This is a genomic window from Kitasatospora sp. NPDC004289 (assembly GCF_053602875.1).
In genome coordinates, this window is the sequence record NZ_JBSGEL010000004.1 from 190,322 (window position 1) to 204,408 (window position 14,087).

A 14,087-nucleotide genomic window follows, 5' to 3' on the forward strand; every position below is an offset into this window, starting at 1 on the left:
CCGCTGTGATTGGCTTGGGCCGGCGGCGGTACCGCTGCTGTGCGAGGGAACGGAAGAGGAGAGTACAGAGATGGGACAGGTGCAGGCCACCACCGAGCGGGTCCTCCCCGGGGCGGCTCCGGAGCGGGTGTTCGAGGCGCTCGCCGACTACGCGGTGATCCGGCCGAAGCTGCTGCCGGAGCAGTACAGCGAGTACGAGGTGCGGGCGGGCGGGCGCGGGGCCGGGACGCAGGTGCACTGGAAGCTCCAGGCCACCGAGAAGCGCGTCCGGGACTGCCTGTTCACCGTCACCGAGCCGGGCGGGCGCACCCTGGTGGAGACCGACGCCAACTCCTCGATGGTGATCACCTGGACGGTCGCCCCCGAGGGCACCGGCAGCAAGGTCACCGTCCGGGCCACCTGGACCGGCGCCACCGGCATCGGCGGCTTCTTCGAGCGCACCTTCGCACCCAAGGGCCTCAACCGGATCCACGACCAGATCCTCGTCAAGCTCGCCACCGAGACCGCCTGAGGGCAGCGCAGCGACCTCAGGGGCGCGAGGAACTGCGCGAGTACGGAAGGCGGCCCGGAGTGAGGTCGGGGCACGTCAGCCAGTTGCACGTACTGCCGTTCCCCGCGCCCCAGGGTGACCACTGACGCCCGCGCCCCGGGGTGGCCACCTTCGCCCGCAGACGGCGGCCCGCCGTCCCCGTACGGGTGGTCGTTGTCACCGGTACGGGTGATGGTGCCCCGGACCGGTGCGGCGGCGAACCTAGGCTCGCCGCCGTGCCGATGACTATCCTTCACGTCTCCCAGCCCGTCGACGGCGGCGTCGCCCGCGTCGTGGTCGACCTGGTCCGAGGTCAACGCGAGGCCGGCTGCCGGGTGTTGGTGGCCTGCCCGCCCGAGGGCAGGCTGGCCGCCGAGGCGGCGGCCGCCGGGGCGCTGGTGCTGGACTGGGAGGCCGGGCGCTCGCCCGGGCCGGGCACCGCGGGGGAGGCCTGGCGGCTGCGCCGGATCGTCCGCGGCACCAACCCCGACGTGCTGCACCTGCACAGCTCCAAGGCCGGTCTGGCCGGACGGCTGGCGGTGCGCGGCTCGGTGCCCACCGTCTTCCAGCCGCACGCCTGGTCCTTCGCCGCCGTCACGGGCGCGGTGGCCGCGGCCACCCTGCGCTGGGAGCGGCTGGCCGCCCGCCGGTGGTCGCACGCGGTGCTCTGCGTCAGCGGGCAGGAGCGGGCCGACGGCGAGGCCGCCGGTCTGACGGCCCGTTGGCAGGTGGTGCCGAACGGCGTGGACCTGCGCCACCACGCCCCCGCGGACTCCGCCGCGCGCCGGGCCGCCCGGATGTCGCTGGGCCTCGACCCGGCCGCGCCGTTGGCGGTCTGCGTCGGGCGGCTCTGCCGCCAGAAGGGCCAGGACGTGCTGCTGGCCGCCTGGCCCGCCGTCGTCTCCGCGCTGCCGCAGGCCAGGCTGGCCCTGGTCGGTGGCGGCCCGGAGGCCAACGCGCTGGCCGCGGCCGTCCGCGAGCTGCCCGAGCCCTCCTCCGTCCGGCTGGCCGGGGACGTGGCCGATCCGCGGCCCTGGCTGGCCGCCGCCGATCTGGTGGTGCTGCCCTCGCGCTGGGAGGGGATGGCGTTGGCCCCGCTGGAGGCGATGGCCACCGCCCGCCCGGTGCTGCTGACGGACGTGCCCGGGGCCCGCGAGAGCCTGCCGCCGGAACTCCTCGCGCACGGGCTGGTGGAGCCGGAGGACCCGGCCGCGCTCGCCCGACTGGTCGTGCGTGCGCTGAGCGATCCGATCGAATGCGAACGCCTCGGTCTGATCGCCCGGGAACGAATGTCCGATCATCACGATGTCCGAGGGGTCGTCCGGCAGGTGGGGGACCTCTATCGAACCCTCCTCCGGGAGGAGGTCCCCGCGCCGAGGCTCGCCGAGGAGTCCGACACCCGTGTCCCCGGGCGGTTCTGATCGTTTCTCAGACCGTGAATGCTCGCCGCGAGGGTGCTGCCGTGTTCGCATCTCGACCAGGCGGCCGAGGATTCAAAATCCGAAAGTCTTATTAATGGGCGGGTGGAATGAAATGGCAAGTCAGCTTCCTGGAACCAAGCCAGCGTTCGGTATTGTCTGATTTTGCCTGCTTCGCTGTCATTTCTGAGCACCGTACTCGGAAATACCCGAATAGCCGCCCGTGGCAGCAGGCGCTACCTGGACCGCATCCGTCGGCCGGGATTACCTCGTCGGTCCGACTCGGGTCCGGGTGTCCCGTCAAGACGGGTACACAGCAGGGGAGTTCGTGCGCTGATGACCATTGACCACGAGAGTGTGCCTCGGCCGGGCCGCCCGGTGCCGCCCCCCTCCCGCCGGGTCGCCACCGAGCTCCTGGAGCGGCGACCGCCACGACGACCGGCCACCTCCCGGCCCGCCCCGCCGATCAGTCGGCGGTACCGTCGCCGGGCCCCGTTCCGGATCGTCCGCCCGGCCGCCCTGGTCACCGTGGACTGCCTGGCCCTGGCCGCCGCCATCGCCCTCACCGACCCGCTGCACGCGGCCGCCGCCGTGCTGCCCTTCCTGCTGGCGCTCAACCTGGCCGGCGGCCTCTACCGCAACCGGCTCACCCTCTCCGCGCTGGACGAGTTCCCCGCGCTCGCCGCCCGGGCCACCGTCGCCACCGCCTTCGCCGTCACCCTGGCCGCCTGCCTGGAGGGTTGGCCCGACAGCCCCGCCTCCCCGCTGCGGCTGCTCGCCCTGCTGGCCGTCTTCCTGCCCGTCGCCGCCACCGGCCGGGCCCTGGTCTACCGGCTGCTGCGCCGCGGCCGTCGCCGCCGGCCCAGCCCCACCCTGGTGCTCGGCGCCGGCCAGCACGGCCAGAAGGTCGCCGCCGCCCTCGCCGAGCACCCCTCCTACGGCCTCAGCCCGCTCGGCTTCCTGGACTCCGAGCCGGTGCTGCTGGCCGAGGACGCCAAGCTGCCGGTGCTCGGCAGCCGGGAGGAGATCGGCCGGGTGATCCGCCGTCACCGCATCCGGCACGTGATCGCCACCGACAGCACCACCGACGACCCCGAGACCGCCGCCAGCCTGCGCAAGGCCGCCCAACTCGGCTGCGAGGTCTGGCTGGTGCCCTCCCTCCGGGAGTACGGCGCGGTCCGCAGCAAGGACCAGGACCACCTCTGGGGCTTCCCCTGCCTCCAGGTCGGCCGCCCGGCCATGCAGCGCCCCGGCTGGCTCGCCAAGCGCATGCTCGACGTCGCCGCGGCCGGGTTCGGCCTGCTGCTGGTCTCCCCGCTGCTCGGCGCGGTCGCCCTCGCCGTCCGGCTGGACACCGGCCCCGGCGTGCTCTTCCGCCAGCAGCGCACGGGTCTGGACGGCCGGGTCTTCACCGTCCTCAAGTTCCGCACCCTGCGCCCGGCCAACGAGCACGAGTCGGCCACCCACTGGAACATCTCCCAGGACCACCGGATGAGCCCGGTCGGCCACTTCCTGCGCAAGAGCTCGCTGGACGAGCTGCCGCAGCTGTGGAACGTGCTGCGCGGCGACATGAGCCTGGTCGGCCCGCGCCCCGAACGCCCGTACTTCGTCATGCGGTTCGGCCAGGCCTACCCCGAGTACGCCGACCGCCACCGCGTCCCGGTCGGCCTCACCGGCCTCGCCCAGGTCAACGGCCTGCGCGGCGACACCTCCATCGAGGACCGGGCCCGCTTCGACAACCGGTACATCGAGAGCTGGAGCCTCTGGCTCGACGTCAAGCTGCTCTTCCGTACCGCCGCCCTCATGCTGCATCCGGACGGGAGCTGACGACCAGGTGGCCCTGACCCTTCCTCACCACCGGGTGTTACCCGCCCGGTTGACGGCTCGCACCCACCGGCTCCAGCGGCCCAGCCTGCTGGCCGCGGCCACCGTGCTGCTGGTCTGCGTGCCCACCGGCGAGAAGGACGTCACCGCCGCCGTCCACGTCACCGCCGCCGACCTCGCCTCGCTGGCCCTGGTCGCGGTGACCGGCCTCGCCCTCCTGCGGGGCCGGCTCCCGGCGCTGAACCGCACCGTCTGCGTGCTCTTCGGCGCGGTGGTGGTGGCCGCCGGGGTCGCCACCGTGCACTCCATCGACCCCTCCACCAGCGTCACCGGTTTCGTCCGACTGGTCCAGGTCTTCGTCCTGGTGCCGGCCGCCGTGCTCTGCTCCCTGCGGGACCGGACCGACCAGCAACTGGTGCTCGGCTCCCTGGTGCTGGCCGCCCTGGTGCAGGGCGTGGTCGGCGCCAAGCAGTTCCTCACCGGCACCGGCGCCTCCTACACCGGGCAGCCGATCCGGGCCATCGGCACCTTCGGCGCGCTCGACGTCATGGCGATGTCGACCGTGGTCAGCTTCGGCCTGATCGCCGCGCTCGCGCTCGCCCTCGGCGAGCGGGGGCCCGGCGGGCGGCGCGGCCTGCGGCTCTCGCTCTACGCCTCCGCCGCGTTCCTGCTCTTCCCGCTCGCGGTCTCCTTCAGCCGCGGCAGCTGGATCGCCACCGCCGTCGCCGTCGCCGTCCTGCTGCTGCGGGCCGACGCCCGGCTCGCCCTGCGCGGCGCGGTCATCGCCCTCGCGCTCGGCGTCGTCGCGATCGGCGGCCTCGGCCTCGGCGGTGCGGGCGTCACCGACCGGCTCACCAGCATCGGCTCGGTCTCCTCCGCCCCCGACCAGTCCGTGACCGACCGCTACGACCTCTGGGGCACCGCGGTCCGCATCTGGCAGGACCACCCCACCACCGGAGCCGGCCCCAAGGCCTTCCAGCAACTCCGCGACAGCCACGCCCCGATCCGCCTCTCCTCCGGCAGCGACGCCGCCGACTCCCAGATGGGCTTCACCCGCGAGCCCCTCCTCTCCCCCCACAACATGTACTTCCTCGTCCTCAGCGAACAGGGCCTGATCGGCGCCCTCGCCTACCTGGCCCTCTTCCTGACCCTCCTCCTCAACTGCCTGCGCAACGCCGGCCCGGACGCCTCCGGCGGGAGCGGCGCCGCGTCGGCCGTTCCCCGCGGCGTGCGGCTGGCGGCGCTCGGGCTGCTGGCGTGGGTGGTCGTCGACTTCCTGTACGCGGACATCGGGGGAACCACCACCGTGCTGACCTCGGTGATCCTCGGCCTGGCGATCCGGGCGGCGTTCCCCGGGGAGGCGGCGCAGCGGTGAGCACCGATCAGCAACTGGCCGTCGCCGAGGTCCCCGCGCCGCGGACGGAGAGCACGCCGCCCCGCCGCGACTTCCTCGCCCGGGCCTTCGGGGTCACCGCACTGCTCACCGCCGCCGGCTCCGCCTTCGGCCTGCTCCGCGACCTCCTGCTGGCCCGCTACTTCGGCGCCAACCAGGGCACCGACGCCTTCCTGGTCGCCTGGACCGTCCCCGAGACCGCCGCGCCGCTGCTGATCGAGGACGCGATGGCCTTCCTGATGGTCCCGGCCTTCAGCCTGGCCCTGGTGCTGCGCGAGGAGCGCCCCCACGGCCCGGACCCGGTCCGCCAGTTGGTCCGCGCCACGCTGCCCTGGCTGCTGCTCTCGCTCTGCAGCCTCTCGGCCGCCGTCGCCGTCGGCGCCCCGCACCTGGTCGGCTTCCTGGCCCCCGGCCTGGCCGACCCGGCGCTCGCCGTCAGCTGCACCCGGATCACCGCCCTGACCATCCTCCCGTTCGGTGTCGCCGGCTACCTCGGCTCCGCCCTCCGGGCGCACCACAGCTTCACCGCCCCGGCCGGCATCTACGTCGCCTACAACCTCGCCATCCTCGGCATCCTGCTCACCGGCCACACCGTCTGGGGCGTCAAGTCCGCCGCGATCGGCGTGGCGACCGGCAGCGTGCTGATGGCGGCGGTGCTGGTCGGTCCGTTCCTGAAGAAGCTCCGCGGGGCCAAGCGCCGCAAGTCCCGCCGGGGGACGGCCGGGCTGGTGCTGATCCCGCTGGCGATGCTGCCGGTGGCGGGCTTCACCCTGACCCGGCAGTCCCAGGTGTTCATCGAGCGGCACCTCGGTTCGGGCCTGCCCCCGGGCACCATCTCGCACCTGAACTACGCCGCCAAGGTCTCCCAACTCGCCATGACGGCGGCCATCCTGATCTGCACCGTGACCTTCCCGGTGGTGGCCCGCGCGCTGGCCGCCGGTGATCTGGGGGCGGCCCGGGACCGGGTGGAGAAGGACATCGGCCAGGCCACCGCGCTGGTCCTGATGGGCACCGCGTTCATGATGGCCTGCGCCCCGTCCGTGGTGGCGCTGCTGTTCGAGCGCGGAGCCTTCACCGCCCACGACACCGCCGCCACCGCCGCGGTGATCCGGGTCTACAGCTTCGGCCTGCCGGCCCAGGCCCTGATCGGGGTGATGGTCCGTCCGTACTTCTCGGTCCGCCCGGTGGTCCGCCGGGCCGACGAGGACCCGGCCAGCTTCCGGGTCACCCGGCTGGACTGGTACCCGGTCGGTGCGATGGCGCTCGGCCTGGTGGTCACGGTGGCGGTCGGTCTGGCCGCCACCCCCCGGTACGGAGGCCTCGGCCTGGCGGCCGGGAACGCCGCCGGGATCACCACCACCGCGGCGCTGCTGATGCGCGGCCTGCTGCTGCGCGGGATCGCGCTGCGGGTGCCGAAGGTGATCAGCGGTCAGGCCCGGCTGCTGGCGGCCGCCTTGGGCGCCGCCGTCCTCGGCTGGCTGATCGACGGCCTGGTCCGGGACCCGCTGCTGGCCACCCTGCTGGGCGGTCTGACCGTCCTCACCGTCTTCGCCGCCCTCGCCGCCGCCCTCGGCGCCCCCGAGGTGCGCGCCCCCCTCCTGGCCGCCACCAAGGCCCTCCAACCTTCGCCCGCAGAAGGGAAGCCCCATGGACGTTGACTCAGCCCAGCACCTGCGCCTGCCGGCGCAGGCCCGCTCCGGCAGGCCGAAACCCCCGGCCGGCCTGGGCCGGACCGCACCGTGGATCCTGATGTACCACTCGGTGGCCGACGAGGAGGAGGACCCGTACCTCCTCACCGTCAGCCCCAGCCGGTTCGCCGCCCAGATGGAGTGGCTGCACCGCACCAACCGACGCGGCGTCAGCGTCCGCGAACTGCTCAGGGCCCGCGCGGCGGGCCGGGCCGACCGGCTGGTCGGCCTGACCTTCGACGACGGCTACGCCGACTTCGCCCGGCACGCCGTCCCGGTGTTGCACCAGTACGGCTTCACCGCCACCGCCTACGTGGTGCCCGATCTGCTCGGCACCGAGAACGGCTGGGACATCGAGGGCCCGCGCAAGCAGCTGCTCACCGTCGACCAGGTGACCGATCTCGCCCGGGCCGGCTGGGAGATCGGCTCCCACGGCCTCGGCCACCGCGCCCTGCCCGGTCTCTCCGCCGAGGCGCTGGCCGTCCAGACCAGGGAGAGCCGGCGGGCCGTCGAGGAGCTGATCGGCGGCCCCGTCACCGGCTTCTGCTACCCGTACGGCGCGGTGGACCTGGCGGCCACCCTGGCGGTCCGGGACGCCGGCTACGACTACGCCTGCGCCATCGCGCACGGCGGGCTCACCGGCCGCTTCGCCCTGCCCCGGAGCTACGTCGGCGACCGGGACGGCGCATGGCGGCTGCGGGCCAAGCGCGGCCGCCACCGGTTCCGCGACGTGGTCACCGGCCTGCGCCGCAGCCCCCGGAGGTCGGTCCGGTGAGGGTCCTGCACGTGATCACCGGCCTGGCCTCCGGCGGGGCCGAGCGCCAGCTCGAACTGATGGTCCGCCACCTCCCGCCGCGGTACGAGTGCGAGGTGGCCACCCTGACCAACCCCGGCAGCGTGGCCGAGGCCCTGCGCGCCGACGGCGTCACCGTGCACGACCTGCGGATGCGCGGCAACCGCGACCTCGGCGTGCTGCCCCGCCTCACCGGCCTGATCCGGCACGGCCGGTACGACCTGGTGCACACCCACCTGTACCGGGCCATGCTCTACGGCCGCCTCGCCGCCCGGCTGGCCGGGGTCCGCCCCGTGCTGGCCACCGAGCACTCGCTGCACGCCACCGTGATCGAGGGCCGCCCCGTCACCCGGGGTGTCAAGTCCCTCTACCTGGCCGCCGAGCGGCTCGGCACCACCACCGTCGCGGTCTCCCGGCAGGTCGCCGCCACCCTCGCCGACTGGGGGGTCCCCGAGCACCGGGTGGCCCTGCTGCCCAACGGCATCGACGCCGCCCGGTACGCCCTGCCCACCGCCTCCCGCCTCGCCCTGCGGCAGAACCTCCGGGCCGAGCTCGGCCTGCCGCAGACCGCCTGGGTGATCGGCGCGGTCGGGCGGCTGGTGCCCGGCAAGCGGTTCGACCTGCTGGTCACCGTGCTCGCCGAGCTCACCCGGCTGGCCTCCGAGTACCCCGCGCTGCGGGAGCCCTGGCTGCTCCTGGTCGGCGCCGGCCCCGAGCGGGACGCCCTGCTGCGGCAGGCCGCCGATCTCGGCGTCCGGCACCGGATCGTGCTCACCGGCGAACGCGGCGACGTGCCCGAACTCCTCACGACCGTCGACGCGTTGGCCGCCCCCTCGGCCGAGGAGACCTTCGGCCTCACCGTCCTCGAGGGCCTGGCCGCCGGGCTCCCCGTCCGCCACAGCGCCTGCCCCGCCCTCGACGACCTCCCGCCGACCGCCGCCCCCGAGGCGGCCCGCCTCCCGCAGACCGCCGCCGCGTACACCACGGCCCTGTGCGAACTCTGGTCCCGCCGCAGCGCCCCCCTCCCGATCCCGGACGCGGTCCGCCACTACGACATCGCCTCGATCGCGGAGCGGCTGGGGACGGTCTACGACCAAGTGACGCGCGCCCAGGGGCGCGAGGAACTGCGCGATTCGGAAGGCGGACCAGCGTTCAGCCGGGCTCGGTGAGCCAGTTGCACGCGCTGCCCTGACGCCGCGCGCAGTTCCTCGCGCCCCCGGCATCACCCATCTTCAAGGAGTCCTACATGTCCGTTCTGAGCCGAGCCCGCCGTTGGTGGCCGATCGCCGTCGCGGTGCCGCTGGGCGCCGTCGCGGGGGCCGGCTACGCCGTGGTCTCGCACCCGAGCTACGCCGCCAACTCCTACGTCGTGGTGGTGCCGCAGGGGCCGGGGGAGAGCGCCACCGCCGTCAACTTCGCGCAGGCGTACGGCCGGCTGGCCGGCCAGCCGCAGGTGCTGGTGGGGGCGGTCGCGGAGACCGGCCGCTCCGTCACCGAGCTGGAGCAGCAGGTCCGCGGCACCACCTCGCCCGACGCCCCGGTGATCGAGATCACCGGCACGGGCCGCCGCGCGGCCGACGCCGCCCGGGCCGCCGACGCGGTCGCCAAGTCGCTGATCGCCTTCGCCAACACCAGCAGCAAGGAGACCGGCGTCCGGCTGGTGCCGCTGGCCACGGCCGCCGAGCCGGACCGCCCGGCCACCCCCTCCGCCGCGCTGGACACCGCGGTCGGCACGGCCGGCGGCCTGCTGCTCGGCGCCCTGGTGATGATGACCCGCCGCCCCCGCCCCACCACCGAGGAGCCGGCCCCGGCCCCGGCTCCGGCCGAACCGGTCACCCCCGAGGACTCCGAGCGCACCGTCGCCCTCTCCCTCGACGTGCCCAAGCGCCGGGCCGAGGACGGCGAGAAGAAGGCCGCCGACAAGGAGCCGCAGCAGGCGGGGAGCCGGCGATGACCACCGAGATCTCCGGCATCAGCCTCCCCAGCCAGACCGGATCGGGCGCCCCCCGGTGGAGTGCCGAGATCCGCCGCGAGGACGACGCCCTCGAGCAACTGGCCGACGAGTGGGACGGGTTGGCCGCCCGCTGTGCCACCGCGACCCCGTTCCAGGCCGCCTGCTGGCTGGCCTCCTGGTGGCGCCAGTACGGCACCCCGGGGGGCCTGGTCCTGATCCTGGTCCGCCGGGACGAGCGGCTGGTCGGGGCGGCGGCGCTGCAACGCCGGGGCCCGTTCGGGGGGTTGACCAACCTCGGGGCGGGGCTGGTGGACTTCACCGACGTCCTGCTGGACGACTCCTGCGCCGACCGGGCCGCCGCCGAACTGGCCGCCGCCCTCCCGCTGCACCGCCCGTGGCACTCCCTGGAGCTGCGCGAGGTGCACCCGGAGGCCGCCGTCCAGCAGGTGTACCGGCACTGGCGCGGCCGCGGGCACCGCTTCGAGGACTCGCTCTGCCAGTACCTGCCGGCGGTGCCGATGGACGAGCTGCTCAAGCGGCTCCCCGGCAAGACCGCGCAGCGCAGCCGGGTGAAGCTGCGCAAGAACGCCGAGGTCGGCGTCCAGGTGCTCACCACCGCCGCCGAGGAGGTCCCGGAGGTGGTGCGGGAGCTGCTGCGGCTGCACTTCGAGCAGTGGCAGGAGCGCGGGATCACCCCCGAGCACCGCACCGAGCGCTTCGCCGCCCACCTCACCGACTCGACCCGGGGGCTGGTGGCCTCGGGCCGGGCCGCGCTCCACCGCTTCGTGCTGGACGGGGAGTTGGTGGCGGTCAACCTGGTGCTGCTCTGCCCGTCCTTCGGCGGCCTCTACATGTACGGGGCCACCCCGGTGCTGCGCGAGCGGGTGGACATCGCCGGGCTGCTGTTCGGGGCCGCGCTGGACGAGGTGCGGGCGGCGGACATCCCGGTGCTCAGCCTGCTGCGCGGCCAGGAGCCGTACAAGCAGCGGTGGCGCCCGGACCAGCGGTCCAACCAACGGCTGGTGCTGGGGCCGGGGAGGCTGGCGCCCTGGGCGGCGGCCCGGGCCGTCCGGGTCCGGGTCCGGCTGGCGCTGGTGCACCAGCTGCGGACCCGGATGCCGGGGCTGAAGCGGGCGCTACTGGCCCGGATGCGCGGCTGACGGGGCGGTGGCGCCCTTGGAGCCGGTCATCAGGTCGCGGTAGACGCGGCTGGAGCGCGGGTTCCGGTCGCACTGCCAGAAGCCGTGCGGGCAGTAGTCGGTGACGGTCTGGTAGGCGGTGTCGTGGGTGCGGATCCAGTCCACCATCCGCCGGACGAACTCGGGGTTGTCGCCGTTGCGGAACAGCCCCCACTCCGGGTACGACACCGGCTTGCCGCGCTTGGCGGCGAACTCCACCTGGTCCTGTAGGCCGTAGGGCTCGGAGACGTACTCGTCGAAGGTGGCGCCGGCCGGCTGGTCGTAGCTGTCCATGCCGATGATGTCGACCACGTCGTCGCCGGGGTAGCACCTGGTCCAGGGGATCGCGTCCAGCCCCCGGGTCGGGTTGAAGTCGAACTGGAAGTGCTGCCCCGGCACCGAGCGCATCACCGTCACGATCCGCCGCCAGTACGCCTTCCAGGCGGTCGGGTCGGGCTTGCAGCGGCTGGTGTAGGTGATGCCGTTCATCTCCCAGCCCAGGGTGATGACGGTGTCGTGGCCGCCGAGCGCGACCAGCTTGCGGGCCAGCTTGAGGAAGTGCTGGTCGAACTCGCCCTTGTTGGCCCGGGCCAGCAGCCGGGCCACCTCGGGGTCGGGGGTGTTGTTCTCGTTCGGCACCAGCATCGGCACGCCGAGCACCAACTTGCGCTGCGGGTCGGCCAGTTTCCACTGCGACCAGAGGCCGAGCACCACCGTCTCGCCCTCGACGTCGTTCCAGCCGTTCCCCGCCAGGTAGGTGTGGCCGACCTGCATGTTGGCGCCCTTGAGCCAGGTGGCCATCCGGGCGATGTTGGGGATGTAGTTGTCCCAGGAGCCGACGAAGGCGCCGAACGGCGGTTCGTGCCTGGCCCGCTGGACGTTCGGACGGGGCGCCGCGCCGCGCGGCTCGATGGCGTCCGAGGAGAGCCACGTGTGCCGCTCGGTCTGGCTCAGCGGGGTGCCGGCGGGGACGCTCGCGGTGGTCACCAGCAGCAGCGCGGCGGCGGCCAGCGTGAGGCGGCCGATTCGCATGGGTCTTCTCCTCGGGGGACGTGCCGACGGGCCCGGGCAGGCCCGCACGCACGACGGTAATCCCACAGACCGTCAGAAAAGCCTCATGTCACTCGATAGTGGTAGGTCGCGGGCGGTCCGTCCGGACGGATCAGCCGAAGGTGTTGCACTTGGCCATGTCCCCGGTCCGGTACCCGGTGGTGAACCACTGCTGGCGCTGGGCCGAGGAGCCGTGGGTCCAGGTCTCCGGATTGACCCGGCCGCGGGCCTGCTGCTGGATCCGGTCGTCCCCGACGGCGGCCGCCGCGTCCAGGCCGGCCGCGATGTCGGCCTCGGTGAGCGAGGTGATCAGGGGGCGCCCGGTGGTGGCCAACGGCGTGCGGGTCGCGTTGTACGCCCACACTCCGGCGTAGCAGTCCGCCTGCAGCTCCAGCTTCACCGAGCCGCTGTCCGCGCCCTGCCGGTCGTTGCCGACCTTCTTCATCTGCCCGGTCAGGTTCTGGATGTGGTGCCCGTACTCGTGCGCCACCACGTAGGCCTCGGCGAACGGGCCGCCCTTGGCGCCGAAGCGCGTGCTCAGCTCGTTGAAGAAGCCGAGGTCGAAGTAGGCCTTGCGGTCGCCCGGGCAGTAGAACGGGCCGACCGCGGAGCTCGCCGCCCCGCAGGCGGTGTTCACCTGGTTGGTGAAGAGCACGGTCTGGGCGGGGGAGTAGGCCCCGGCCCGCCGGGTGAACTCCTGGCGCCAGAAGTCCTGCACGCTGTTCACCACGGCGACGATCCGGCAGTCCTGCCGCCTGTTGGCGTCCGCGCCGGTCTTGCAGGTGTCGTCCACCTGGTTGGCCGTGGTGGCCCCGCCGGAGGTGCCCGTCGAGCCGTCGGTGAGCCCGACGCTGCCCGGATCGATCCCCAGCAGCAGGGCCAGGACCAGCCCGATCAGGCCGACCGCCCCGCCGCCCACCGCGATCTTCCCGCCGCCCGACATCCCGCGCCGGTCCTGGACCTGAGAGGTGTCCAGATCCGCCTGGTCGTCAAACTGCATCGAGTACCACCTCTGTAACAGTCCGTCGGGTGACCGCAGTCGCACCCTAGCCCCGGGCGAGGGCGCCCGCCCGCCGAGAATCCCAGGTCCGGAGGGTGCCGGGCGGACCTCGGAGAACCCGTCAGTCTTCCGGGTGGACGGCCGAGCCTGGCTGACGGACCCGGCCCGGCCCGGGTACGCTCCGCCCGTGTCCTGGAAGCTGCCTGCCCCCGTCCGACGATCCGTGCTGCCCGCCGTCGCCGTCCTCGTGGTGCTCGGCGCGGGCGCCGCGGCACACGCCAACAAGCCCGTCCCGTTCGGCGACGTCCTGGTCAAGCCGGGCGCCGTGGACGCCAGCCCCGTGGGCGCCCAGCCCCGCGACTCCGGCGCCCTGGAGCTCAAGGTCGGCCCCGGCCTGGAGGCCTACGACCGGCTGACCGCCGAGCACCTCTGGTCCTACCGCCGCGAGGGCGCGACCGCCCTGCACCTGTCGATGGTCGGCGAGAACGCCGTGGTGGTCTGGGACGACGGCATGGTCACCTCCGTCCGGCCCAGTGACCACGAGGTCCGCTGGCACCGGGCCGTCCCCGGCCTGGACGAGTGGCTGGCCGGCAGCGACCTCAAGGAGACCGGCAGCCGCACCGAGGCCGAGAAGCTGGCCACCGCCGTCCGCCGCGCCGCCGCCGCGCTCCAGCCGGTGAACGACCCGGACGGCGGCTGGGTCGCCGTGGTGACGCCGGCACTGACCATGGGCTTCCGCGACAGCGACGGCGACCTGCGGTTCAACTCCCGTCCGCTGTCCGGCTGTTCGTACGACCCGCTGCGGGCCGTGCACACCGACTACGCGGTCCTGGTACCGCGCTCCTGCACCGGCAGCACCAGCGCGGGCGGTCAGCTGCCCGGCGGCGTGACCGGCTTCAAGCTCAACGGCCGGGGCTTCCAGCTCGGCGTCGGCCCCAACGTGCAGCTGCGCCGCCTGGACGAGCAGCGCGTCTCGCTGGAGGACGGCCCGGTCCTCGGCACCCGCGTCTACGACACCCGCCTCACCACCCCCGAATCCGCCTGCACCACCGACTTCGCCGCCCTCCACCCCCGCCCGGGCTGCCCCACCGGCTGACCCCGTTGGCCCCGAAGGGGCCATGGGGGGCGCGAGGAACTGCGCGAATCGGAAGGCGGACCAGGGCCAGATCGGGGCAGGCGAGCCAGTTGCACGCGCTGCCGTCGTTGCCGCGCATGGTCGGGCTCCACTCGGCCAGCTGCTGGGCGATCACCTCGTCCAGC

The 14,087-nt window shown here is 74.0% G+C and carries 12 protein-coding genes; 10 read left to right on the plus strand and 2 right to left on the minus strand.

The window, feature by feature from the left end:
• Positions 1–70 precede the first annotated feature (70 nt).
• The 9 genes from ACWEPF_RS04355 to ACWEPF_RS04395 all read left to right on the plus strand — a co-directional run bounded on the left by ACWEPF_RS04355 (position 71) and on the right by ACWEPF_RS04395 (position 10,759).
• On the plus strand, positions 71–511 hold the full coding sequence (locus ACWEPF_RS04355; protein ID WP_345290778.1) for an SRPBCC family protein: 441 nt from the start codon (positions 71–73) through the stop codon (positions 509–511).
• Positions 512–771: 260 nt separating this feature from the next.
• A complete protein-coding gene (locus ACWEPF_RS04360; RefSeq protein WP_345290777.1) occupies positions 772–1,950 on the plus strand; it encodes a glycosyltransferase in 1,179 nt (392 codons plus the stop codon).
• A gap of 333 nt (positions 1,951–2,283) precedes the next feature.
• Positions 2,284–3,774 (plus strand): sugar transferase, encoded by a 1,491-nt coding sequence (locus ACWEPF_RS04365; RefSeq protein ID WP_345290776.1) that lies wholly within the window; start codon positions 2,284–2,286, stop codon positions 3,772–3,774.
• Between the two features lie 49 nt (positions 3,775–3,823).
• Entirely contained in the window at positions 3,824–5,146 is a 1,323-nt protein-coding gene (locus ACWEPF_RS04370; RefSeq protein WP_380149073.1) for an O-antigen ligase family protein, read from the plus strand.
• Positions 5,143–6,822: a lipid II flippase MurJ gene (locus ACWEPF_RS04375; RefSeq protein WP_452171353.1), complete on the plus strand. Its 1,680-nt coding sequence runs from the start codon at positions 5,143–5,145 to the stop codon at positions 6,820–6,822. Before ACWEPF_RS04370 ends, ACWEPF_RS04375 begins: the two co-directional genes overlap by 4 nt.
• Positions 6,812–7,627: a polysaccharide deacetylase family protein gene (locus tag ACWEPF_RS04380; protein ID WP_345290773.1), complete on the plus strand. Its 816-nt coding sequence runs from the start codon at positions 6,812–6,814 to the stop codon at positions 7,625–7,627. The genes ACWEPF_RS04375 and ACWEPF_RS04380 overlap by 11 nt, the downstream gene beginning before the upstream one ends.
• A complete protein-coding gene (locus tag ACWEPF_RS04385) occupies positions 7,624–8,814 on the plus strand; it encodes a glycosyltransferase (RefSeq protein WP_345290772.1) in 1,191 nt (396 codons plus the stop codon). Before ACWEPF_RS04380 ends, ACWEPF_RS04385 begins: the two co-directional genes overlap by 4 nt.
• A 77-nt stretch (positions 8,815–8,891) precedes the next feature.
• Positions 8,892–9,599 (plus strand): lipopolysaccharide biosynthesis protein, encoded by a 708-nt coding sequence (locus tag ACWEPF_RS04390; RefSeq protein ID WP_452171354.1) that lies wholly within the window; start codon positions 8,892–8,894, stop codon positions 9,597–9,599.
• Entirely contained in the window at positions 9,596–10,759 is a 1,164-nt protein-coding gene (locus ACWEPF_RS04395; RefSeq protein WP_452171355.1) for a GNAT family N-acetyltransferase, read from the plus strand. Before ACWEPF_RS04390 ends, ACWEPF_RS04395 begins: the two co-directional genes overlap by 4 nt.
• On the opposite strand, the gene ACWEPF_RS04400 is transcribed toward ACWEPF_RS04395, so the two are convergent.
• The gene (locus ACWEPF_RS04400; RefSeq protein ID WP_452171356.1) at positions 10,736–11,809 is read right to left on the minus strand and encodes a glycoside hydrolase family 26 protein; all 1,074 of its coding nucleotides are present in this window, start codon (positions 11,807–11,809) and stop codon (positions 10,736–10,738) included. The genes ACWEPF_RS04395 and ACWEPF_RS04400 overlap by 24 nt on opposite strands.
• A gap of 130 nt (positions 11,810–11,939) precedes the next feature.
• Entirely contained in the window at positions 11,940–12,827 is an 888-nt protein-coding gene (gene ypfJ / locus ACWEPF_RS04405) for a KPN_02809 family neutral zinc metallopeptidase (RefSeq protein WP_452171357.1), read from the minus strand.
• 187 nt (positions 12,828–13,014) lie between these two features.
• Here ypfJ and ACWEPF_RS04410 point away from each other — a divergent pair, with 187 nt between their 5' ends.
• Positions 13,015–13,923, plus strand: coding sequence for a PQQ-binding-like beta-propeller repeat protein (locus tag ACWEPF_RS04410; protein ID WP_345290767.1), 909 nt, complete (start codon positions 13,015–13,017; stop codon positions 13,921–13,923).
• The last annotated feature ends 164 nt before the right edge of the window (positions 13,924–14,087 follow it).

What these genes read in the sequence shown, in the direction of transcription:
- ACWEPF_RS04355 (WP_345290778.1), top strand. Translation starts at nt 71, where the DNA reads ATGGGACAGGTGCAGGCCACCACCGAGCGGGTCCTCCCCGGGGCGGCT.
- ACWEPF_RS04360 (WP_345290777.1), top strand. Translation starts at nt 772, where the DNA reads ATGACTATCCTTCACGTCTCCCAGCCCGTCGACGGCGGCGTCGCCCGC.
- ACWEPF_RS04365 (WP_345290776.1), top strand. Translation starts at nt 2,284, where the DNA reads ATGACCATTGACCACGAGAGTGTGCCTCGGCCGGGCCGCCCGGTGCCG.
- ACWEPF_RS04380 (WP_345290773.1), top strand. Translation starts at nt 6,812, where the DNA reads ATGGACGTTGACTCAGCCCAGCACCTGCGCCTGCCGGCGCAGGCCCGC.
- ACWEPF_RS04390 (WP_452171354.1), top strand. Translation starts at nt 8,892, where the DNA reads ATGTCCGTTCTGAGCCGAGCCCGCCGTTGGTGGCCGATCGCCGTCGCG.
- ACWEPF_RS04395 (WP_452171355.1), top strand. Translation starts at nt 9,596, where the DNA reads ATGACCACCGAGATCTCCGGCATCAGCCTCCCCAGCCAGACCGGATCG.
- ACWEPF_RS04400 (WP_452171356.1), bottom strand. Translation starts at nt 11,809, where the DNA reads ATGCGAATCGGCCGCCTCACGCTGGCCGCCGCCGCGCTGCTGCTGGTG.
- ypfJ (WP_452171357.1), bottom strand. Translation starts at nt 12,827, where the DNA reads ATGCAGTTTGACGACCAGGCGGATCTGGACACCTCTCAGGTCCAGGAC.